Here is a 22,645-nt window from a genome sequence, read left to right on the forward strand (position 1 = left end):
CGGGGACCTGGCCGAGACCCCGGGTGGACGACGCGTCGGCGTCGGTGGCGGGTGCGGGGGCCGACCCCCGCTTGCGCGGGGGTCGGCGGAACAACGACTTCACCGGCGGGTCCAGTCGACCGGGACCACTCCGTCCTTGATGGTGCGGTCGCTGAAGGGGCAGCATTCGCTGCCGATGTCACCGAGATCCCAGCACTGACCGTTGTGGCAAATCACGTGGCCAGTGGTGCCGTTGTTGTTGCTGTCGGCACTGTTCCGTTCCGCTGCGTGACTGGGGGCTGCTGCAAGGAGCGCGAGAGGGAAGGCGACCATAAGGGCACCGATGACCTTCTTGCTGTTCATAGTGCTCCTCCAATCTGTTCGGGTGCGCATGACACTAGGTTCACCGCGTCCCCCTCCCGGCGGAACGGATGATGACCCTCATAGGCGAAAGTTGACGGCGAGACCGTCGGGAAGTTTTCCGGACTCGCGGCATTCCGGAGCCGGGCTCGAAATCGTTCGGACCGTGAACAGCGCCATCGTGGAGCATTCTTCTGCGAACGGCCACGCAATCACAAAAGGGTGACAGCCTGTATACCTCCGTCGCGGATCGAGGGCACCAACTCGCCTAAAGTAAAGGTAAATCCGCGGCGTGTCCTGCGGGCATTGCCACGGAACGGAATCGTCCGACGGCAGAGAGAGCAAGAGCGTGAAGACCCGCACCAGGATATCGACGGCGGCACTGGGCATCGTGTCCCTGGCCGTCGTCGTCACGGCAACCGCTCCAACGAGTTCAGCCTCCACGGATTCCCGCGGCCGGAGTGCAGCGGATGTCGAGCAGGTCGCACTGACAGACAGCTCGGGGAAGCCGGCCGACAAGGTCGTGTCCCAGGGGAAGGGAGCTGGCGAGCGGACCGTCTCGACGGGCCGGCTGACGGGCAAGAGCTTCTCCACGGTCGGGCTGAGCTGGAAGAAGGACTCACCCGTGACGCCGGGAACCTCGGCCACCGCGCGGTTCCACAAGGATGGCGAGTGGAGCGAATGGCGGCAGATACCGCTGGAGCTGGACGAGGCGGTGAACAGCGAGGCGAAGCGAGCCGGGGCTCCGGCCTACTTCTCCGGCGACGCCGACGGCGTCGAGTTCAAGGTCACCACACCGCGCGGCGGCCTGCCGCAGGACCTCCGGCTCGCCATGGTGGAGCCCGGGGAGTCCGCGTCGGCCATGAAGCGCCAGCCGCGGGCCGCCCAGGCGCAGGAGCCGGACGTCAAGTCGCGTGCCGACTGGGGAGCGGACGAGGATCTGGCCGACCCGGGTTACAAGACCCAGAGCTCGATCAAGGCGGCAATGGTCCACCACACGGTGACCGGGAACAACAGCTACTCGCGTGAGGACGTCCCGAGGATCATCAACGGGATCTACGTCCACCACATCACGCAACTGGGGTACGGCGACTTCCCCTACCACTTCATCGTCGACCGGTTCGGCGACATCTGGGAAGGCCGTAAGGGCTCCGTCGCGATGCGGCCCGACACCGATATCCCCGGCATCCTCGGTGGCCATGCCCAGGGTTTCAACACCAATACCTTCGGAGTGGCCGCCCTCGGTAACTTCGAACCTCACAACAGCGAGGGCGGCGAGGACACCGGACCCAATCCGAAGCCGACCAAGAAGATGCGCGACAGCCTGGTCGACCTCCTCGCCTGGAAGCTCGGCCAGTACGGCCTCGACCCGAAGGGCAAGGTGGACCTCACCTCCGCGGGCGGCGGCGGAACCAACCCCCACCCGCCGGGCACGGTGCTCAACGTGGACGTCATCACCGGCCACCAGGACGTCAATGTGACAGCATGCCCCGGCCAGAAGATGCACGACCTTCTGCCGCAGGTGCGGAAGAAGGCAGCCCAGGGCATGCGCTGATGCCGTCGCCGTCGGACTTAACAGCCTTCCACGCAAAACGCTCGGCTGGGAAACCCCAGCCGAGCGCTTCGCCGGGCTACCGGACCTGGCCGGCTGACCAACAGTGTTGCGGCGACCCCTCGAATTCGCCGGAAGTCCGGTAGCGAGGCCTCGTGGGAAGGAGGTCAGGTGCGGTCCGCCGCGATCAGGAGGTAATGGAAGCTGCCCTCCTTGTACGCCGTCAGGAAGGGATCCTCGATTCCGGTCGCCACCGAGGACTGCGCCCGTAGCTCCCAGTACGGAATGGTCTGGGCGGTCAGATCGACGACGTCGATGGGGACGAGGCCGTTGGCGGCGAGGGCCTTGAAGTAGGTGCTGCGGGGGTGGACGTTGCAGGTGTAGTGCTCGTCGATGCGGCTGACGGCCTTGGAGCGGCCGCCGGTGACGTCGTTGTAGCAGCCGGTGATGCAGACGTACCGGCCGCCGTACTCCAGCAGGCGGGAGAACTCGCCGAAGAGCTCGGTGAGATCGACGTACATCGTGGTCTCGTTGGTCCAGATGGCACGGCGGGAGCCGGTGCCGAGGCCGGTGTCGAGCATATTGCGGAAGTGGAAGCGGACCCGGTCGGCCACTCCCCGTTCCTCGGCCTGGGAGTTGGCGAAGCCGACCTGGTGCTCGGAGATCGTCACGCCGTCCACCGTGCAGCCGAAGCGCTGGTGTGCCATGAAGCTGGTGCCGCCGCGGCCGGACCCGGCGTCGAGGAGCCGGTCCTGGGCCGTGATGCCGCCGAGGTGGTCGAGCAGGACCTCGGCCTGGGCGGTCTCCAGCCGGTGGAGTTCCTCGATGACGCGCCGGTCCCGGGTGCTCTCGGGGCCTTCGAGCACGGACGGGTCGTAGTCCCCGAGGCCGTAGTGGTGGTGGTAGAGGCCGTCGACCTCGCCGAGACGGAGGTTGACGGGGGCCTGCTCACTGTCCCAGTACGCCGCGACCGACTTCTGGTAGGAGGTGCGGAGGACCTTGGCGGTGTGTTCGACCATCGAGGTCATGAGGAACTCCTCTGTTCTGCGCGGCGATCATGCCGCGTTGTAGCGCGGGGTGGTGCTGTGCCATTCGCGGTTGCCGCCGAGCCAGGCCCAGGTGCCGGCCAGGAAGCGGCGCAGCGCGGGCGAGCCGTCGGCGGCGAGGACGGCAGCCTCGGCCTCGAAGGTGTGGACGAGCTCGTCATGGACGAGGACGCTGCGGTGCACGGCCTCTTCGAGCGCGCACTTCTCCTCGGCGGCGATCACCGTCGGGAGGTTGAACTCCAGGCCGGGGCCGTCGCTCTCGCGTGCCATCGAGTAGAGGTCGTTGACGAGTGTGGCGGCGGTGCAGGCCATGCTGAAGGCGCGGCGCACCCGGGGGGCGTAGTACTCGGCGGCGGGGACCTCGTAGCCGCCGACGGCGTCGACGAGGGCGACCATCGGCAGAAAGCTGTTGCACTGGCGGTTGACGAGGTACTCCCAGACCGGGGGCACACGTTCGACGGTGCGCCAGCCGGCCTCGGCGTTGAAGCCGGCGAAGAGGCCGGCTATCTCGTGGGCGAGCCGTCCGAGCTGGGCGGGGGCGGCATAGTGGGCGATGTGGTCGAGGGCCGAGCGCAGGGCGGTCAGGACGGGATCGCCGCGCATGGCGCGTTCCAGTTCCGGGGCGTAGCGGAGCGGGAGGTGGGCGGGGTCCATGGCGGCGTTGGCGACACACAGCCGGGGGCCGAGCACCCGCGGATCGGCTCCGGCGGATTCGTCGTCGCAGTAGTGGTCGTCGGCCGCCCATTCCGCGAGCCCGCACTTGGCGGCGGCCAGCAGCCGGTCGGGATCGTCGGTGTCGGGGTGGGTGAGCATCAGCAGACGCCCGAAGTCGGTGGCTCGCAACTCCTCCGACCGGTCCGGATAGATGCCCACACCGGCGGCCCAGGAGACCAGGCGGTCGTTCACCTCCTTCGCGAGGGCGGGGTCGTCGCGGATGGCGGGTGGGCAGTACAGCGGGGGTACCGACCCGCTCGCCGCCGGACGTACGGGCTCCGTCCGGGGCGGCCCGGCCGCCGGTGCTATCCGGGCGGCGGACGTCCCCAGCCCGGTGGGACCGGTGGGGAAGCCGACCGGTACTCGGCGGGGTGATGGGGGCGGCAGGGTGGGGGTGACGTTCCCATGGTGGGCCAGCAGCGCGGTCACCAGGCCGGCAAGCTCGTGGGTGGCCGCGGTGGAGAAGGCGCGGGACAGCAGTGACAACCGGGTCTCCTTACGTTCCCGCTCGCCGGAACGGCGAGGCGCCGGACGCTTCAGTCGCGGTGACGGGAGACCTCGACGTTCTCGAGCAGACCGATGGCATCGGGGACCAGGACGGCTGCCGAGTAGTAGGTGCTGACGAGGTAGGAGATGACGGCCTGGTCGTTGATGCCCATGAACCGTACGTTGAGACCGGGTTCGTACTCGTCGGGGAGCCCGGTCTTGCGGAGGCCGATGACGCCCTGGTCCTCCTCGCCGGTGCGCAGGGCGAGGATGGAGGAGATGTTGTGGCCTCCGCCGTTGATGGGGATCTTGCCGCAGGGGAAGATCGGCACGCCCCGCCAGGCGGGCAGCAGGTGTCCGTTGACGTGGACGCTGTCGGGGTAGATCCCGCGCTTGTTGCACTCGCGGCCGAAGGCGGCGATGGCGCGCGGGTGGGCGAACATCATCCGGGTGCTGCGGCGCATGCACAGCAGTTCGTCGAGGTCGTCGGGTGTGGGCGGGCCGGAGCGGGTGGAGATGCGCTGGCTGTAGTCGGCGTTGTGGAGCAGTCCGAACTCGCGGTTGTTGACGAGCTCGTGCTCCTGGCGCTCACGGAGCGCCTCGACGGTGAGCCGTAGTTGCTGTTCGACCTGGTTCATCGGGTCGTTGTAGAGGTCGGCGACCCTGCTGTGTACGCGTAGTACGGTCTGCGCGACGCTCAGCTCGAACTCGCGGGGCGTGAGGTCGTAGTTGACGAAGGTGCCGGGGAGCTCGGGCTCGCCCACGTGGCCGGAGGCCAGTTCGACGTCGGCCTCACCCTTCTTGTTGACCGACTGCTGGTGGGTGGTGAGGTAGCTGTCGATCTGGCCGCGCAGTGCCTCGGAGCGGCGGAGAAGTTGTTGGAAGGCCACCCAGGGCAGCGCGAGGACAGTGCCGTTGGTGGTGGCCTTGATCGTGTGTTCCCAGACCGGCTCGTCCTGCCGGAGGGCCTCTTCGCCGAGGTGGTCGCCGTCGGCGACGATGCCGAGCACCGTGGGTTGGCCGTACTTTCCGGTGCCGACCTTGCTGAGTTTGCCGTGGGCGACGAGGAAGACCTCTTCGATCGGCTGCCCGGTCTCGGCGAGCACATCGCCCTGTTCGAAGTCCCGCTGGGTGAAACGCGAGGCGAGTTCCGTCAGGAGGCTCTCCTCCTGGAAGCCGCGCAGTGGAGGAACCTCGGTGAGCGTGGACGCCACGACGCGGACTTCCGCGCCGGTCTTGATGAAACTCACCCGCCCTCGCCCCACGGCGTAGGTCAGCCGTCGGTTGACCCGGTATGTACCGGCGGTGACTTCGTTCCAGGGCAGCATGCGGATCACCCAGCGTGAGCTGATGCCTTGCATCTGCGGTATGGACTTGGTGGTTGTCGCCAGATTGCGGGCGGCCGCTGTGCTGAGGCTCAACTGTGCTTGTTGTTCGGCCTGTTGTTGTTCTGCTGGTGTCGTCATGGGCTTCCTTTCGCCATGGGCGTCCCGGCCGATAAGCATGAAAACCCGATGAGGTAAGGCTTGGCTACGGCGTGCTGGGAAGCGGAACGCAACCCGGCAAAACAACTGCGCCTGTTGAAATCACGGTTGCGCTTGTTCACCTGGGGGTTTGCGGTGGCGTGCATGCTGTGTCTTGGGTCTTCGGTGAACTTTCCGAGGGTGATGGAGGCGGGGGATTTCGAATGCGTACACCCATGGAATCGCAAGCTCAATCGATCTATGTCCTGTCGGCGTGGAGCGGGGCTTCACTGCCCGACTCGACTTTCTCTGGCGCCCCAACCCTCACCCATATGTCACCGCAACCAGCAGTTACGGGACGGCCCTTCGGTAAGTGAGCCTATCGAGTGAAAAGGGCAAGAAACTCGTCAAATCTTGGGAAAGGCTGATCCTGGCGGTCACGGCCCTACTCGAATGATGGTGAGGCGTCCCATGACCGTCCTTGGAAACGCAGGCCGACTCGCTCTGGCCGCCTGCGTCGCGTTCGCGCTGGCGACCGGCGTCTCCACCGAGGCCCACACCGCCACTGGCAACTTCACTTACACCGACATCGACGGAGTGGACCACACCTTGGTCGACCCGCCGAACGGCGAGTGCATCAGCTTCGGTCTCCCCGCGACCGGTGCGGACAACGAGACGGACGTCACGGCGAGCGTCTACGAGAACACGAACTGCAGCGGCGCCGCCCTGGACAGGCTCCCACCCAACACCGGAATGTCCTGGGGTTCTGTCCGCCCCAACGCCGTACGGTTCAACTTCTTCTAGAACCCGCGCTGCTGGGTGGGCCGGCCATCAGCCGGGCCGGGTGCAGGTCGATTCAGGCAAGGACAGTTGCTCCGGAGGTGGGGCAAGGTCCCCTCGGACGTGAGAGCGGTGTCGTCACGCAGGATCCGGCCGAGCTGTCGCAGCTGGCCCGCCAAGCGGAGCCGATCCCGGAAGAGCGGGTACGCGTCGTGGAGTTGCAGCCCGCCGGTCTCCGGGACCTCGCGCCACGATCCAGCCAGTGGGGGCAGGGGCCCTTCTCCTCGCCGCTGTTTCCGGAGTCCCCCCAGCGACTTGCCGGAGCACTCTTGCAAGCCCGCCGCACATACGGTTGTTTCCAGGGATACGGCTCGGCCCCGCGCCGTAGGTGCGGGGTTCCCCGACGGCATCGACGGAGACAGCATGGCCATTCGCCTGCGCGCTGTCACGGCAGTCATGACACGCATGACGCTGGCCGCGACCGTGACCTTGCCCGCCCTGAGCTTCGCATCGCCCTCCGCCGCGCGGTCGCACGTGCCGCGTACGGAGATCGTCAGTGTGGCCTCGGACGGGACCCGCGGCGACAGACGGTCCATCGCGCCCATGGTCAGCAGTGACGGCCGGTATGTGGCCTTCGAATCCGAAGCATCCAACCTGGTGCCCGGCGGCACCAACGGCAACGGGGACGTCTTCGTACGGGACCTGCGTGCCGGCACCCTGATCCGCGCCGGGGTCGCCGATGACGGCCGACAAGCCCAAGACGGTACCTGGAACGTGACGTTGAGCGGGAACGGCCGCCTCGTCGGCTTCACGTCGAGCGACCCCACCCTCGCCCCAGGCCGACGGCCGCCCGGCGGCACCTACGTGTACGTGCGCGATCTGCGCACCCGGCACACCGAGGCGATCGGTATCGGCCCGGACGGCGTGCCCTTCCGGCAGGCCAGACCCGGGGCCCTCAGCGCCGACGGCCGTTACGTCGCGTTCTTCGGTGACGTGGCGATCAACAGGCCGCCCTTCGTCAAGAGCGCCCTCTACCTACGCGACCGCGAGCGCGGTACCACCGAGCTGATCAGTGAGGCCGTCGCTCCGGAGTTGCCCCTGCTGAACGACGCCTCGATCAGCGCGGACGGGCGTTACGTGGCCTTCAGCGCGTACGACGACGCCAGGGTGAACGAGAAGAACGCCGTCTACGTCCGGGACCGCCGAACCGGCCGGCTGGACGTCGTCGACCACACGCCCGGTGACCCGCGGCCGGTCAGCCATTGGTACGGCCGGCCCTCCCTCAGCGCGGACGGCCGTTTCGTCGCGTACGTGACCAACCGCGACGGGAAGTCCGCGCGGAACCCGACCGCGCTGTGGGAGGTGTTCGTGCACGACCTGCGCACCGGACGCACCGTCCTCGCCAGTACGGCTCCCGACGGCGGGCCGCTCGACAAGGCCGCGCGGGCACCGCGGATCAGTCCCGACGGCCGGTACGTCGGCTACGCCACAGGATCGTGCGCCACCGCCGAGCCGCACTGCGGCTACGCGCTCTACCTGCGCGACTTGCGGCGGCACGGGCGTGCCGCGACCCGCAGGATCAGCGTCGCCGTGGACGGCGGCTATCCGGATCACCCGGCAGAAGATCCCGCGCCCGCGCGGGGCGGATGCCTGGTGGCCTTCGAATCGGAGGCGACGAACCTCGTTCCCCGACACCCGGAGCGTGTCACCGACATCTACGTACGGCGCTTGTGCTGAGCGGCCACACGCCCCCCGACTGCGAACGCCGCATGCATGGGAGGTGAATGCGCCATGTATGGAATCGGTGATGCCGGGGACGATGGATGCGAGGATCCGGTTGCTGTCACCGCCCGGTGACCGAGTGCCGGTCCGTATGGGGATGGGGATATGGGTGAGGCGTCCGCGGAGCCGTTGGCCGTGCCCTCGGTCGACGGCGCGGCGAACGGTACGGTCACGGTGAACGGCGGCTCGCCGCGGCTCGTGGTGCGAGTCGAACCGTATGCGGGGATGACCGAGGGAGATGAGGTGCAACTGCGCTGGGACACCGGCGTCATGCGCACCTCGCAGATCGAAACCCGGATGATCAGTGCCGCCGCAATCGGCACGAGCACGCTCTTCGCCATACCGCGGTTGCCGCCCTGTACGGCGCGGGTCAGCTACCTCATCGGCCACGCCTCCGGTGAGTGGAGCGTCTCGCGGCCTTTGACCGTCATAGTGCGGGCCTGACACCGCCGTTGACCGTGGGCCGTTGGCTCACGATCCGGTCGGTACCGGTGGGCGGTGCGGTCACCGGTTACGGTACGCGGCGGCTCCCTGCTTGTACCGCTCTCCGGCCTCGGCGAAGTCGGGGATGTCGGCACGGTCGCGGTCGCCCGGTCCGAAGTTGCGTGCCAGGGCTGCTGTACCGTCGCCGGCTTGGGCGGCACGGGGCAGCATGGTCTGTTCGTAGGCGGTGACGGCCTCGTCGAGGGTGTCGTGGCGGGCGATGGCGAGGGCGAGTTCGCAGCCGTCGAGCATGGCGAAGTTGGCACCGTTGCCGCCGAAGGGGGACATCAGGTGGGCGGCGTCCCCGAGCAGGGTGACGCCCGGGGTGCGGGGCCAGGTGTGCGGGGCGGGAATGACGAACAGGGGCCGGTTGACGTACGGGCCGTCGTTGTCGGTGATCAGGGTGAGGAGTTGCTCGTTCCATCCTGTGAATGCCTGGAGCAGGGTGGCGCGTACGGCCGCGGTGTCGTCGAGGCCGACGCCGGCGGTGCGGTACCAGTCCACGTCGTCGGTGATGGCGATGTAGGCGCGCACGTGCTGGTTGCTGTTGCGCTGCGCGATCAGACCCTTGTGGTCGCCGGTGGCGAAGACGTGTCCGTCGCCGACGAGTTCAGCGACGGCGGGATGGTCGGTGTCGACGTTGTCGAAGTGGGCCTCGATGAAAGTGACTCCGGTGTAGACGGGCGTGGCGTCACTGACCAGAGGTCGTACGCGGGACCAGGCGCCGTCCGCGCCGATGACGAGGTCGACGTCGGTGGTGAAGCCGGTGTCGAAGGTGAGGCGGTGGGTGCTGTCCCCGTTCGCGGTGGCGGAGGTGAGGGCGCGGCCCCACTGAATGGTGCCGGGGGTGAGGGAGCTCGCCAGCAGAGTGCGCAGCTGGCCGCGGTCTATCTCGGGCGCGGCGTCCTCATGTGTGCTGGGCCGGTAGTCGACGAGGACCTCGCCGTGGCGGGTGAGGATGCGCTTGGCCTGCCCTTCGGGCCGGGCCAGAGCGTGGAAGTCGTCGAGAAGTCCGGCCTCCTGCAGGGCGATCTGCCCCGAGTCCGCGTGCAGGTCCAGGGTGCCGCCCTGGTTGCGGGCGTCGACGGAGGCGTCGCGGTCGTAGACGGTGACGCCGATGCCGTGGCGCTGCAGGACGCGAGCGCAGGTCAGGCCGCCGGGGCCTGCGCCGATGATGGCGATACGGGGTGCGGGGGAGGTGCTCATGGGCTGATTACCTTTCTGGTTCCGGGAGAGGCGGAAGCGGGGCCGGTGGGTGGCTCGAATCTCGAATGCGGACACGGCCGTTCCGTCCCCGTGCGATGCTGCCGCCGGCTCGATGCCTCCAGAAAAGCACACTCACCAAATAAGTGCAATGAGTTAACTTTTTGATTTGGTCAATCAAGGAGTAGGGTGGGCTTCATGAGCGAGACGATGGGGCGCCGCGAGCGCAAGAAGGCGGCCACCCGCCGGGCACTGGCCGACGCGGCCCTGGAGCTGTTTCTCGAACGGGGCTACGACCAGGTCGGCATCAAGGACGTCGCGGATGCCGCGGATGTGTCCACCACGACGTTGTTCAAGCACTTCTCCGGCAAGGAGGCACTGGTCTTCGACGAGGACGCGGACCAGGAGGCCGCCCTGGTCGCCGCGGTGCGCGAGCGCCCGGCCGGCCAGTCGATCCCGGCCGCTCTGCGCGAACATGTCCTGCGCGTGAAGATCGACGTCGCCACCGACCCCGGGTTCGCACGGTTCGCCGAGCTCGTGGACGGCACTCCGGCACTGCGGGAGTACGCCCACCGCATGTGGATGCGTCACCAGGCAGCCCTGGCACAGGCCATCGCCGAGGACACGGGCGCTCCCGAGGGCGATGCCGCCTGCGAGGCCCTCGCCCGTTTCGCCCTGGAAGCGGTCGGCCTGGCAAGGGGGCAGGCAGATCCCCGCCAGGCCGTCGAGCGCGCCTTCGACCTCCTCGAACACGGCTGGCACACGGTGGTGTCCGCCGACGAGAGGTGACCCACTCCGAGGTGAGGAGGCGCAAGGGGAGGGCGAAGCCTGCTCTGAGAGTCACCTCTTCTCGCCTCTTCTCGCCACGGCATGGTCGTGCTCGCGCGGGCGGCGACTGAATGGGCGTCAGGGCGTGACGCGCAGAACGAGCTTGCCGCGGGTGCGGTCGCTCTCGCCGCGGGTGTGCGCCTGGGCGGCCCGCTCCAGCGGGAAGACCTCCTCGACCTCCACGCTCACCTCGCCCGCGTCGATGAGTCCGGCGATGCGGGTCAGGGCCGGGCCGTCGGGCTCGACCAGAAAGGCGCTGGTGCGCAGCCCCCGCGACCGGGCCGCCTGCAGGAGCTCGGGCGAGACCCCGGCGGGTATCGCGACGATCAGTCCGCCGGGGCGCAGCACGTCGAGCGAGCGGATGCCGGTGTTGTCGTGCGCGTCGCCGACAAGGTCGATGACCACGTCGATGTCCTTGACGGCGTCCTCGAAGCGGACGGCGGTGTAGTCGATGAGTTCATCGGCGCCGAGTGCGGTGAGCCAGTCGTGGCGGGGGCGGCTTGCGGTGCCGGTGACGTGGGCTCCCAGGTGCTTGGCGAACTGGACGGCGAAGTGTCCGACACCTCCGGCGGCGGCGTGGATCAGCACCCGCCGGCCGGGGCGTACGTCGGCGGTGTCCACCAGGGCCTGCCAGGCGGTGAGAGCTGCCAGCGGTACGGCGGCGGCCTGCTCGTGGCTGATGCTCGTCGGCTTGTGGGCGAACTGGCGGGCGGGGGCGGTGACGTACTCGGCGTAACCACCGGCCGCGCGGGGGAACCACGGCATCCCGTAGACCTCGTCACCGGCCTTGAAGGTGGTCACGCCGAAGCCGGTCTCCTCCACGACACCGGAGACGTCCCAGCCCAGGGTGAACGGCGGTTCGCCGAGCACCCCGGCCATGCCGCCGCCGCTCCGGGTCTTCCAGTCGACCGGGTTGATCCCGGCGGCGTGCACCCGCACCAGGATCTCGGTCGGCAGCGGCACGGGCCGGGGCACCTCCTCCACCCGCAGGACGTCGGGGCCGCCGAAGACGTGCTGCACCACCGCGCGCATCGAGGACATGGGTCATCTCCCTTGAAACAAACCTGCCGAAAGGCCGCTTATCGGCCCCCGGTCCAGTGGGATCGACCGTAGCCACAAGGGGGTGGTTACCATCAAGGGAATCAACTTCCCAATGGGAAGCATGCTGTTGAGGAGCATTCCCATGACCACCGATTGCCGGACCGGGCAGCACGCCCACCACGACGTCTACGCGGCCCAGTGCCCCTGCCGCGCCATGCTGGACCTGCTGGCGAACAAGTGGTCGGCATTGGCCATCGGAGCCCTGGAAGAAGGGCCGCAGCGGTTCGGGGCTCTGCAACGACTCCTGCAGGGCGTCAGCCCCAAGGTGCTCACCCGGACCCTGCGCCGCCTGGAGGACACGGGGCTTGTCGACCGCACCGTCTACCCCGTGGTGCCCCTGCACGTGGAATACGCCCTGACCGCCCTCGGCCACAGCGCGGCGGTGCCGCTGCGTCACCTGCGGACCTGGGTCGAGGAGAACGTCGACAACGTCACGAGCGTGCCTCCAAGGACCGCATCATCGTGAGCACTTCACTACGCGATGTGCGTGCCCCCATCGACCGTCAGGGTGGTGCCGGTGATGTAGGACGACGCGTCGGAGACGAGGAAGACCAGAGCCGCGGCGAGCTCCTCGGGCTGCCCGATGCGGCCCGAGAGCACCCGCGGCATCATCGCCTCGAGGTAGCCCTCGGCGTAGCCGTCGGTCATCGCGGAGGTGAAAAGGCCCGGCGCGAGGGCGTTCACGCGGATGCCCTTGCCGGGGGTCCACTGCTGAGCGAGATCGCGGGTGAGCCCGAGGAGCCCGGCCTTCGACGCCGAGTAGGCGGCCTGCGGCAGACCGCCCGTGACGAGCGCGAGGATGCTCGAGACGTTGACGATGGCACTGCCGGGCGGCATCACCGCGCCCGCGGCCTGGGCCATCCAATAGGAGCCGTTGAGATTGATGTCGATGACCTCGCGGAACTGCTCCGGTGTCTCCTCCGTCGCGGGTCGTTCACCGCTGATCCCGGCGTTGTTGACCAGAATGTCCACCCGCCCGAATACCTGCACAGCCGCGTCGACGAGCGCGCGGCAGTCCTCCGGCTTGGCGACGTCGGTACGCACGGCGACGGCCCGACGGCCGAGCTTCTCGACGGCCGTGCGCACAGCCTCCAGCCTCTCGGTGCGCCGCGCTCCGAGCACGACATCGGCGCCGGCCTCGGCCATCGCGGTGGCGAAGGCGATACCCAGCCCGGAGGAGGCGCCGGTGACCACGGCGACACGACCGTCGAGCCGGAAGCGATCGAGGACGCTCATGACCGCCTGACCCTACGGGCAGCGATTCCGTACACGGCACATCTCCCGAAGTGAGTCTCGTTCGGTGGTGACCGGCCGACGACGACCGGCACGAGCCAAGCAGTGCCACGGCCAGGCCTTCCGGCGGCAGTTACCGGTGGTCGGCGATGTAGTTCACCGCGTCGCCGACGGTCCTCAACTCCGCGACCTGGTCGTCGGGGATCTTCATCTCGAACCTGTCTTCGAACGCCACGGTGATCTCCACCATCGACAGGGAGTCGATGTCGAGATCGTCGGTGAAGGACTTCTCGGTGGTCACCTTGGCGGAGTCGACACCGGTGACCTCTTCGACAATCTTGGCAAGGGCGTTGAGGATGTCGGTGTTGTTCACCGCGGGTTCCTCCTTCTTGGGGTCGGTGTGGCGGACCTCGGTGGGGACGTCAGAGCCCGAGGCGCCGTCGGTAGGCGAGGAGGGTGCGCAGGAAGCCGTCCATCTGCTCCTCGGTGTGGCCCGCGTGCGGGAACAAGCGCAGTAGCGCCTGGTTGCGTGAGACGGCCGGGTAGGAGAAGACGGGTACGAGGTAGCCGTCCTCGACGAACCACTCCCGCATCTGCAGGGCGGCGGCGTCGTTCCCGATCGGCACCGAGAGCATGTACGACTCGGTCGGCGTCGTCGGGGTGCCGGCCTCGTGTATCTGCCGGCGAAGGCGGGCGGCATGCGCCAAGTAGTCGTCGACGATCCCCGGATTGCCGGCGAGGGCCTCGATCGTGCGCTCGGCGGTGTAGGCGGTGGGCGGCTGGATGGCGGCCGTGAACATCGAGGTGCCGGAGAGCAGTTCGAAGGCGTCGACGGCCACCGCCGGCCCGGCGATCGCGCCGCCTTCCAGACCGATGGCTTTCGACAGTGACACCATGACGAAGTCGGCCCGCTCCCGGATCGCGGCCGCCTCCCGGGCGTACGGACGGTTCTCGGGCCCGTAGACCATGAAGCCGTTCGCATCGTCGATCATGCTGATGGCGCCGTGCCGGTCGCACTCGTCGAGAATCTCCACGATCGGACCCATGGTGCCGTCGGCCGAATAGATGCTCTCGGCGATCACCACGGTCTTGCGGGCCCGGACCCGGTCCAGAATGCGTGCCAGGTCGGAGGCGTCGTTATGCCGGAACGCGTGGACCTTGCGGCCGTAGCCGAGTCCCTCGAGGCCCTTCCAGATACTCCAGTGGACGTCACGGTCGACGACGAAGACGGTGTCGTGATTACGCACCTCGATCCCGGCGTCGAAGTGCGCGGAACTGCTCATGGCGTGGACGAACCCGATGTTGGCCAGCAGCCCCGTGGCGAAGCTGATGGCCCGCTCCTTGCCGGTGTGGCGGGCGATCGTCTCCTCCAGCACCTGGTGCGGGCGGCAGATCCCCTGGGTCATCCTGGATCCGCTGGTGCTCAAGCCGTGGGCGAGCGCCCCCTCCGCGAAATGACGTAGCACCGGGACATGGCGCTCCAGATCGAGGAAGCTGATACTGGCGAAGTTCACCAGCTCGCGGCCGTTGCGGACGATGGTCGGCCCGACGGGACCGTCCACCACCGGCGGGCGGTATGCCGTGTCGTGAGTGTTCGCCTCGACGAAAGCGGCGAAGGCCCACGGGGCCAGACGGTCCACGGACGGCGCGGGGGCGTGGGACGCGGTCATGGTGAGGTGTCTCCTCCACGATGGGCGCGGGGCGGCAAGGGCTCCAGGGCTGTGGCAAGGTGGCCGAGCGAGGCCGTTCCGGCCAGCTCGTCCGACGCGATCCCGGTGAAGCCGGACCGGTGAAGCAGCGCCAGCAGACGAGGGACGGCGACCAGGGTGACTCCGTGGTCGGCGAGGCAACGGTTCATGTCCACGGCATCGGGGCCGTCGAAGGAGCCGGCGGGCGGACCGCCGGGGCCGACAGCGGCCACGGCCACGGCGGCGGCCAGAGCCCGTTCGGCGTCCGTCACGGGCGGGCGCAACGGGACCCTTAGGGTTCCCGTGCCGCCGGTGGCGGTGCATGACCGGTCGGACAGACGGCCGGATCCGAGGCCGGCCGGGGACAGGACATAGCGGCCCGGGGCCACGACACCGGGCACTTCGCCGAGGTGGTCCAGGACGTGGCGGTGCAAGTCGTCGGGGGTGACATCAGGGACGATGCGGGCGTGCGCGACAAGGTGCGGTTCGTCGCCTTCCCCCGCGGCGTCCCCACTGGGCACCACCGTCACATCGAGCACTCCGGGATGGCCGCGTAACACGTCTTCGACCTTGGCCAAGCACACCCACCCCTGCGGGGCGCGCCACCATCCGGAGGCGGCCGGGGTGAGCGAGCGTGCCGGAACCGGGCACTCGGCACCGTCGGCCAGCGCGCGCAGGAGTCCACACAAACGGACGGGCAACGCCACGGCCTGCCCGGCGTCGAGCAGGTGATCCCCGACGGTGACATCGAGGGTGACGACCCCCGCGTCGCGGCTGAGATCGACGTAGAGCGTGTCGCAGGGCTCGTCGGGCGCGCTGCTGATCCAAGTGGCGGACCCGCCCGGTGGAGTGTTCCGCGCGGGGACCAGGTAATCGCGTGGCCACGAGTAGCAGTTGTACTCGATGGTGGGCACGGTCACGACACCGCGGCGACGGTCCATGCGCGCCTGGGCGGCGACCAGCTCCGCGGGGCGCCACTGACCGTGCCGGTAGGCCGCGGCGGAGGCGGCGGCGACCGAGGCGACCACCTCGCCGAACGCCGCGCCCGGGCGGAGATCGATCTGTACCGGAACCGTCAGGGCCCGGACACCGATGCTGCTCCGCAGAACGGCCCGGGCCCGGTTGGAGACCACCACCGAGGCGAGGAACCGGTGTTCGCCGGTGCGGGTGGCGACGTCGTGGGCCAGCGCCGCGAGCACGACGACCTCCGGGCTGACCCGATAACGCCGGGCGACCCGGTCGAGGTCGTCGTACGCGCCCACCGAACGGTGCTGGAGACGATGGCGCCCGCCGCCGTCGCCGGTCCCGCCGAACGGGGCCAGCACGCCGGTCGGGTTGCCCGCGAGACGCACGAGCCACTCACGCTCCGCCGCGCGGGCGCGTTCCGGAGGCTGGGCGGCGACCGTGTCGAGCGGGTGCACGGATGCCTCCACCGGTACGTCGTCGCCGCGCAGTTGACCGTGCAGTTGGTCGATCAGTACCGCCAGCCCCCATCCGTCGATCACCACGTGGTGGGCGGCCACCAGGACCGCACGCGGCTTTCCCGCCTCGAGCAGCACCCTGGCGAGCCAGGGCGGATTCCGCTCGGGATCGATCGGGCGGGCGGCCAGCGCCGCTGTGGCGGCCTCCAGGGTGCCGGCATCGACGGCGGGGACGTCGAGGTGGTCGACCGGCAGCGGGGCCCAGTCCGCGTGGTGGACGTGTTGTACCGGGCGGAGCGGGTCGACAGTGGTGCGCAGCGCTTCGTGGCGGGCGGTGAGAGACGCGAGCGCCACGTGGACGTCGGTGACAGTTGCCGAGGGCGGGACGTGGCAATGGTCGGCGAGCGGCGTCGGGTTCACCCGCCGCGGTGAGGGAATGGTGCGTTCGAACCAGTGCCACTGCTGGACCCAGGTCAGCGGCCCGCTGCGGGTGACAGTGGCAGGGCTCGGGGCCGGTTCCGGAAGGTGATTCACGGCCGGGACCTCATACCGCTCGGACCACGAGAACGGCATTGTGGCCGCCGAAGCCGAACGAGTTGCTGAGAGCGATCCGCATACGCTCGTGGTGCTGCGCCCGGTGCGGCACGAAGTTGATGTCCGGGTCAATCGGCTCGTCGCAGTTGATGGTCGGCGGGACATCACCCGTACGGAGAACCTGGATCGAGGCCACGAGCTCGACCGCTCCAGCGGCACCGATCATGTGCCCGGTCATCGACTTCGTGGAGCTGACCGGGATCCGGGTGACATGATCACCCAGCACCTTGCGCAGGACGGCCGTCTCGGTGGCGTCGTTCAGCAGCGTTCCGGTGCCGTGCGCGTTGACGTAGTCCACGTCCGCCCCCGCTATCCCCGCGTCGCGCAGCGCCGCCTCGACGGCAAGGCACGCGCCCCGCCCCTCCGGATGCGGGGCGGTCCAGTGATGAGCGTCGGAACTCGCCCCGTACCCCGTGAGTTCGGCCAAGGCCGTCGCTCCTCGTCTGTCGGCCACCTCGGCGGCCTCCAGCACCACCACGGCGGCTCCCTCACTCATCACGAACCCGTCGCGGTGCACATCGAACGGCCGGCACGCCGCAGTCGGGTCGTCGTTGCGCCTGGACAGCGCGCGGGCGTTGCCGCTGCCCGCGAGGTCGACGGCGGTGACGCAGGCATCGGCACCGCCGACGAGGACGATGTCGGCCTCCCCATGGCTGATCATGCGCATCCCCGCACCCACCGCGTCCGCGCCACTGGCGCACGCCGTGCTCTGGGCACGGCTGGGCCCCTGCGTGCCCAGACGCATGCTGATCTCGCCGACAGCACTGTCCATGGCGGTCGTGACCTGGGTGAACGGGCTGATGGCCCGCGGCCCTTTGTCGCGCAGCGTGTTCGCGGCCCGGTAGATCGACCCCACCGGGCCGTAGCCACTGCCGATGACCACGGCGACCCGCGGCGCCAGACACTCGTCGACGACGAGTCCGGCGTGCTCGCAAGCCTCCAGCGCCGCGGCGAGGGCGTACTGCGCGTACGGGTCGGCGCGACGACTGACCATCGGGGGCATATAGCGGCCGGGCGCGAATCCGCGGACCTGGCCGCCGATCCGGACTCCGAGACCGGTCACGTCGATCGCGTCCACGATGTCGATGCCGCTGCGCCCGGCCAGCATCGCCGCCCATGTCTCGTCGACACTGTGGCCCAACGGCGTCACCGCCCCGTACCCGGTGACCATCACCCTGCGCCTGGCGTCACCTTGCTCTCGCGCGTCTGTCACTGGGGAACCACCCCGGCGTCGCGGAGGGGCGGGGCGATGTCGTCGGGGGCGACCGGCACCATGAGCACGGCCGTGCCTCCCCGGGAGCAGAACCGCCGCGCGGCGAGAATCTCGTCGGTCAGCGCGGCCTTGTCGCGCAGCACTCGGTAGTGGATGTCCGGCCCGTCCACCACAGGTGGCGGCGCGTCCGGGCGGGTGAAGGGGTAGCGTTCGGCGTCGAGGCCGAGGCGGGCGCGTTGGGCGTCCAGCCAGCCGTAACCGCCGTTGCACAGCACCACGTACAGAACGCCGCCGTAGGCCGGAGCGGCGACGGCGATGTCCGCACGGGCGGCGAGGAACGCCCCGTCCCCGATGAACGCGATGACCTCGTGGTCCGGGGCGGCCCGCTTGACCCCGATGGCCGCGGCCGCCCCGAAGCCCAAGGGGGTTTGCTCCGACGGCACGATGGACCCGCCACCGACGCGGAAGGGGAAGCAGTAGGACCACATGTCCTGCAGCCCGTTCTCCTGGACCAGCACGCGGGGCTCGCCGGCGGTGGCGTCGAGCGCGGCGAGCAGCTCGGCGATGTGGATCCCCGGCAGCGTCGCCGCGCGGGCCAATTCCGCTTCCACCTCTAGCGACATGGCCTTACGGACGACGGCGATCTTGTTGGCCCACGCCTCGGTCGCGTCTGCGCGTTCGGCCTTGCGGTCTTCATCCAGCGCCCGTGACCAGCCGAGCACGGCGTGCCGGGCGTCTCCGAGCACGCGCGGGCCCGGGAACTCGGCCGACAGCCCGCCCGGATCGACGTTGACCTGCACCACCGCGACCGGGGGCCATGGCGTTCCGCCTTCGACGACTGTCTCCTCGAGTCGCCCGGCGAGCGACACCACCAGGTCGCAGGATGACCACAGTTCACGGGCGGGGGCCGCGGCGTAGAGGCCTGCCACGCCGCAGAACAACGGGTGGCGCTCGTCGACGGCACCGCGGCCGGACGCGGTGGTGAAGAGCGCGGCGCCGAGGCGTTCGGCGAAGCGCTCGACCACACCGTCGTCGTTGCGGTGCCGCATTCCGCCGCCCACCAGCACCACCGGACGCCGGCTCGCGCGGATCGCCGCCAGCGCCGACCCCGGTATCACGGGAACGGACTCAAGGACCAGTGATTCAGGCAGCGTTGGCCGCGGTCCGGTGACGAGGATCTCCGCCGTGCGGACGTCATCGGGTATCTCCAGGTACACGGGTCCGGGCGGCGGCCCCATGGCTCGGGTCAGCGCCGTCACCGTCGCGGGGACGACCCGGTCGGGATGCCCCACCCGGTGCGCCCACCGCACGAGGGGCGCTGCCACGGCGACCTGGTCGAGTTCCTGGAATCCGCCGCTGCCCCGGCGCCGTTCGGGCACGCCGGCGGCGAGCACGAGGACCGGCGCACCGGACTCCCTCGCCTCGAGCAGCCCCGTGGCCGCGTGCGTGACAGCCGGCCCTTTGCCCAGTGCGCATACGCCGAGCCGGCCTGACTGCAGCGCGTAGCCGGTCGCCATGTACATCGCGTTGCGCTGGTCACGGCACGGTACGAGGTCCAGGCCGGCGGCGTCGAGGGCGCGAAGCAACTCCAGATCATCGCCGGGCAGCCCGAAACAGATGTCCACCCCGTTCGCCACCAGCAGGTCGACGATTGCGGACCACGCGTCGGCGTACCGTTTGCTCGCCCGGGTCACTTCCCGCCCACCGCGACAGGGGCGGCCGTCGGGAGGTTCTGCGCCACGGCCTGCGAGATGAGCAGTGGTTCGGCGTGCCGCTCGCCGCCGTAGGAGATGTAGTTCGCCCTCATCCCGAGTCCGCCGAACGGGCGGTTGCCGTCCTCGGCGTCGAGCAGCGTGTGGTTGACACAGGTTTGGTGACGCTCGGTCAGAATTTTTACCGTCTCCGGATCGTTCCCGTAGACCATCGCTCCCAGCGCGCGTTCGCTGAAGTAGGGGCTTGCCAACCGTTCACGCAACCGCCTCGCACTGGGATAGGCCACGACGTTGAACACCGGGGCGAACATTTCGTCAAGGGGGATCTTGTCGTCGAAGTCCCACAGCAGCACGGTCGGTTCGATCCTGCGGGACGGCAGATCGATGCGCCCGCCGTGCCGGATGCGACTCACATGACGCACCAGGTAGTCCGAGCAATTCACCAGCGCCGAGTCGTAGAAGATCGGACCGTAGTCGACGGCAGGATCGCTGTTCTGCCCGAAACGCAGCGAAGTCAGTTTGGCGGACAGCAGGTCGATGAATTCCTCGGTGCGGCCCTGCGGCGCGAACACGACGTCGGGACCGAAGCAGTCTTGGCCCGAATTGTGGAGCCGGATTTTCGTGACGTCATGTGCGGCGTGCGCAAGATCGGCGTCGGGTGCGATCACGAAGGGGTTGATGCCGTGACCGAAGAAGAGGAAGAGTTGGTCTTCCGCCAGCCCTTCGCGAACAGTCTCGGCATTGGAGTAATTGCCGGTGAAGACGATGAGGTCCGCCTCGCGTACCGGTCCCGTCACGAACTTGCGCTGGCTGAGTTCGAAAAGTTTGATGGGTAAGCCGTGAACCGGTGCCAGCAGGGCGTGCAAGCGTTGCATCTGACTTTTGATCGCGCTGGATGGCCGAAAGGTGATTGTTTCGCTGTAGAGGGACGCCACGAGCATGTAAAGCGCGTAGGAATAGAGCGGGATGTTGGAGGGCATGAAGACCGCGGTCCGGGGCACGCAGCCGGGCCGGACCCGGTGGATCTCCTCCTCTGCTCCGTCGAGGGTGGCGAGGAACGAACGAATCTCCGCTTCGGCGGTGTGGTGGGGCGAGATTTCGATGAGAATCCTCATCACCACGTCTTCGTTGTCAGCCACATACCGGCGCACTGCGCGCAGCGCATCGGCACGGTCGGCGAAGGGGACGCGGTAGTCGGTCGTGCTGACAGTCGAGCCGGATGCGGTTGCGTCGGTGGCCGTGTTGTGCAACGCGGGCAGCGAGGTCATGGCGATCTTCTCCAGAACGGCCAGGTTGGGCTTTCCCGTGCTCGTGAGAGGCAACGTGGGAAGCACGACAATGTGGTCGGGCTGCTCGTAGCGGGCGAGCGCGGAGCGCAGTACCCGTTTCCAGTGCGCAGGTTCGTGATCGTCCGGGTCCGCGATCACGAACACCAGACGACAGCCCAGACGCTCGTCGGGGACGGCGACGACCTCCGTCCGTGCGCCGACCGACTCGGCCCGCTCGGCAAGGTGGTCGGGATAGAGCGTGTGACCGTCGCGGTGCACGGCGTGCTTGCGCCCGACCGGGAAGACACGGCCGGCGTCGTCGAGCAGGCCGATGTCGCCGGTGCGGTGAACCGGATCCGAAACCGGAATGATCTCACCGTCATCGCCCAGATGACCGGTCATCAGGCCGTCACTGCGTACGACGAGCTCGCCGAGCCGGCCGTTGGGCAGCGGCCTGCCGTGGTCGTCGTGGACTTCGACGACCACGCCGGGCAGCGGCGTGCCGCACCCGACTGGATCGGCAGGGGACGCCAGCGCGATGTTTCCCACCTCGGTCGCCCCGTAGCCGTCGAGCAGGTGCCGGCCTGTGCGGGCGTGGAACCGGGCCGCCAGGTTGCGCCCCAGCGGCGCACCGCCCACGCACCAGGCCCGTACCATCTCCAGCGCGTTCGCGAGAGCGGGACGACGGTCGAGCAAGTTGAGCAGGCTGTAATAGGTCGACGGAGCCCCGTCCACGATGGAGAGGCCGTGGTCCACGCCCACCGCAAGTGCACGGTCCAGGCGCGTGGTTGGCCCGTAGACCACGAGCGTGCCTCCGCCCAGCCACCAGCAGAGGACCAGCGACAGACCGTATTGGTGGGAGTACGGCAGGACGGGCAGGAAGACGTCGTCAGGCCGGTACCCCATTCGTTCCGAGCTCAGTACGAGGTTGTCCAGAATCGAACGGCCGGAGCGGACAATGCCTTTGGGGCTGCCTGTCGTACCCGACGACCACGAGATCGCGGCGTCCTGACGCCGTGCCCAGGTCGCCACATCGGGCACGGCCGTCGTGTTCGCAGCGGGCCGCGGCGCCGCGGTGTCACCCGTACCGTCGCTGATTTCGAGCACCACACGCGCCTGAGCGCGGATCTGCGATCGCTGTGACGGGGTGGCTCGATGATCGGCCAAGACCACCGAAGCGTCGAGGTGAATGAGCGCGAGCAAATCGACGACCCATTCCGGGGAATTGGCCCCGCTCATCATCACCCGCGAACCTGGTTCGATGCCGCGGTGTGCAAGAAGTTCGGTGGCACCGAATACGCGGGACATGATTTCGTCTGTCTCCCAGATGCGCCCCTCGGGCGAGATTAAGCGCCTGGAAATGAGCAACTCGCGCTCCTTAACGCCAGGGGACGCGTTTGTAAACCAACAATCCCGCGATAACGGTCTGCTTCTGTTCAACAAGATACATCTAAAACGACTATCCCATGGCTGTAGAACGGTGTCGAGTACTGCAATGACACTCCGTAACACGTGTGGGGTCGTTGAGTGCGTAGTGGCAGAAGAGATATGTGACGAGTGGCCAGTTCTGATCGGTGAGTTCGTGGCGCGATTCGCGGGTCGATTCGGGCAGGTGGAGCCGAGGCCGCGGATGATGTCCTGGCTGCGGGGACTTTTCGGTGAGGCGGAGCGCAACAATGACCAGACCTTGGCGACCATGCCTCTACGGCGGTCGCCGGGGCGACCGCACTCCTTGCGGC

19 protein-coding genes are annotated in these 22,645 nt (G+C 68.7%); 6 read left to right on the forward strand and 13 right to left on the reverse strand.

All coding sequences use genetic code 11. The annotated features are described in order from the left end of the window. Positions 1-99: 99 nt before the first annotated feature. Positions 100-342, reverse strand: a complete 243-nt coding sequence (locus ACWD4A_RS19850; protein WP_451195518.1) for a hypothetical protein — start codon at positions 340-342, stop codon at positions 100-102. Positions 343-1,201: 859 nt separating this feature from the next. On the opposite strand from ACWD4A_RS19850, the gene ACWD4A_RS19855 reads away from it, so the two are divergent. Then, complete coding sequence (locus tag ACWD4A_RS19855; protein WP_451195607.1) at positions 1,202-1,894, forward strand: N-acetylmuramoyl-L-alanine amidase; 693 nt, start codon at positions 1,202-1,204, stop codon at positions 1,892-1,894. A 164-nt stretch (positions 1,895-2,058) separates the two neighbouring features. Here ACWD4A_RS19855 and ACWD4A_RS19860 read toward each other — a convergent pair whose 3' ends face one another. Genes ACWD4A_RS19860 through ACWD4A_RS19870 form a run of 3 tightly spaced genes read right to left on the reverse strand, consistent with a single transcriptional unit; the run spans position 2,059 to position 5,603 of the window. Continuing rightward, positions 2,059-2,919, reverse strand: a complete 861-nt coding sequence (locus tag ACWD4A_RS19860) for a geranyl diphosphate 2-C-methyltransferase (protein ID WP_451195520.1) — start codon at positions 2,917-2,919, stop codon at positions 2,059-2,061. Between the two features lie 27 nt (positions 2,920-2,946). Continuing rightward, positions 2,947-4,137, reverse strand: coding sequence for a family 2 encapsulin nanocompartment cargo protein terpene cyclase (locus ACWD4A_RS19865; RefSeq protein WP_451195522.1), 1,191 nt, complete (start codon positions 4,135-4,137; stop codon positions 2,947-2,949). Between the two features lie 50 nt (positions 4,138-4,187). After that, positions 4,188-5,603 carry a family 2B encapsulin nanocompartment shell protein gene (locus ACWD4A_RS19870; RefSeq protein WP_451195524.1) on the reverse strand — a complete coding sequence of 472 codons (1,416 nt, stop codon included), beginning with the start codon at positions 5,601-5,603 and terminating at the stop codon, positions 4,188-4,190. Between the two features lie 468 nt (positions 5,604-6,071). Between ACWD4A_RS19870 and ACWD4A_RS19875 the strand changes: the two genes are divergently transcribed. The 3 genes from ACWD4A_RS19875 to ACWD4A_RS19885 all read left to right on the forward strand — a co-directional run bounded on the left by ACWD4A_RS19875 (position 6,072) and on the right by ACWD4A_RS19885 (position 8,606). Beyond that, a complete protein-coding gene (locus ACWD4A_RS19875) occupies positions 6,072-6,404 on the forward strand; it encodes a hypothetical protein (protein WP_451195525.1) in 333 nt (110 codons plus the stop codon). Between the two features lie 432 nt (positions 6,405-6,836). Beyond that, a complete protein-coding gene (locus tag ACWD4A_RS19880; RefSeq protein ID WP_451195527.1) occupies positions 6,837-8,117 on the forward strand; it encodes a hypothetical protein in 1,281 nt (426 codons plus the stop codon). A 150-nt stretch (positions 8,118-8,267) separates the two neighbouring features. Further along, a complete protein-coding gene (locus ACWD4A_RS19885; protein ID WP_451195529.1) occupies positions 8,268-8,606 on the forward strand; it encodes a hypothetical protein in 339 nt (112 codons plus the stop codon). A gap of 60 nt (positions 8,607-8,666) precedes the next feature. On the opposite strand, the gene ACWD4A_RS19890 is transcribed toward ACWD4A_RS19885, so the two are convergent. After that, a complete protein-coding gene (locus ACWD4A_RS19890; RefSeq protein WP_451195530.1) occupies positions 8,667-9,851 on the reverse strand; it encodes an FAD-dependent oxidoreductase in 1,185 nt (394 codons plus the stop codon). A gap of 195 nt (positions 9,852-10,046) precedes the next feature. On the opposite strand from ACWD4A_RS19890, the gene ACWD4A_RS19895 reads away from it, so the two are divergent. Continuing rightward, complete coding sequence (locus ACWD4A_RS19895; RefSeq protein ID WP_451195531.1) at positions 10,047-10,637, forward strand: TetR/AcrR family transcriptional regulator; 591 nt, start codon at positions 10,047-10,049, stop codon at positions 10,635-10,637. 117 nt (positions 10,638-10,754) lie between these two features. On the opposite strand, the gene ACWD4A_RS19900 is transcribed toward ACWD4A_RS19895, so the two are convergent. Further along, positions 10,755-11,708, reverse strand: a complete 954-nt coding sequence (locus ACWD4A_RS19900) for an NADP-dependent oxidoreductase (RefSeq protein WP_451195608.1) — start codon at positions 11,706-11,708, stop codon at positions 10,755-10,757. Between the two features lie 151 nt (positions 11,709-11,859). On the opposite strand from ACWD4A_RS19900, the gene ACWD4A_RS19905 reads away from it, so the two are divergent. Beyond that, complete coding sequence (locus ACWD4A_RS19905; protein ID WP_451195533.1) at positions 11,860-12,243, forward strand: winged helix-turn-helix transcriptional regulator; 384 nt, start codon at positions 11,860-11,862, stop codon at positions 12,241-12,243. Positions 12,244-12,251: 8 nt separating this feature from the next. On the opposite strand, the gene ACWD4A_RS19910 is transcribed toward ACWD4A_RS19905, so the two are convergent. The 7 genes from ACWD4A_RS19910 to ACWD4A_RS19940 form a co-directional block, all read right to left on the reverse strand. Then, positions 12,252-13,013, reverse strand: a complete 762-nt coding sequence (locus tag ACWD4A_RS19910; RefSeq protein WP_451195534.1) for an SDR family NAD(P)-dependent oxidoreductase — start codon at positions 13,011-13,013, stop codon at positions 12,252-12,254. Between the two features lie 130 nt (positions 13,014-13,143). Continuing rightward, on the reverse strand, positions 13,144-13,383 hold the full coding sequence (locus tag ACWD4A_RS19915; RefSeq protein ID WP_451195536.1) for an acyl carrier protein: 240 nt from the start codon (positions 13,381-13,383) through the stop codon (positions 13,144-13,146). Positions 13,384-13,432: 49 nt separating this feature from the next. After that, a complete protein-coding gene (locus ACWD4A_RS19920; RefSeq protein WP_451195537.1) occupies positions 13,433-14,680 on the reverse strand; it encodes an aminotransferase class I/II-fold pyridoxal phosphate-dependent enzyme in 1,248 nt (415 codons plus the stop codon). After that, the gene (locus ACWD4A_RS19925; RefSeq protein ID WP_451195539.1) at positions 14,677-16,653 is read right to left on the reverse strand and encodes a condensation domain-containing protein; all 1,977 of its coding nucleotides are present in this window, start codon (positions 16,651-16,653) and stop codon (positions 14,677-14,679) included. The genes ACWD4A_RS19920 and ACWD4A_RS19925 overlap by 4 nt, the downstream gene beginning before the upstream one ends. A 10-nt stretch (positions 16,654-16,663) precedes the next feature. Further along, complete coding sequence (gene fabF, locus ACWD4A_RS19930) at positions 16,664-17,926, reverse strand: beta-ketoacyl-ACP synthase II (protein WP_451195540.1); 1,263 nt, start codon at positions 17,924-17,926, stop codon at positions 16,664-16,666. Continuing rightward, positions 17,923-19,620 (reverse strand): thiamine pyrophosphate-binding protein, encoded by a 1,698-nt coding sequence (locus ACWD4A_RS19935; RefSeq protein WP_451195542.1) that lies wholly within the window; start codon positions 19,618-19,620, stop codon positions 17,923-17,925. Before ACWD4A_RS19935 ends, fabF begins: the two co-directional genes overlap by 4 nt. Further along, on the reverse strand, positions 19,617-22,274 hold the full coding sequence (locus ACWD4A_RS19940) for an aldehyde dehydrogenase family protein (RefSeq protein ID WP_451195544.1): 2,658 nt from the start codon (positions 22,272-22,274) through the stop codon (positions 19,617-19,619). The genes ACWD4A_RS19935 and ACWD4A_RS19940 overlap by 4 nt, the downstream gene beginning before the upstream one ends. Between the last annotated feature and the right edge of the window lie 371 nt (positions 22,275-22,645).

This window comes from Streptomyces sp. NPDC002537 (assembly GCF_053594975.1).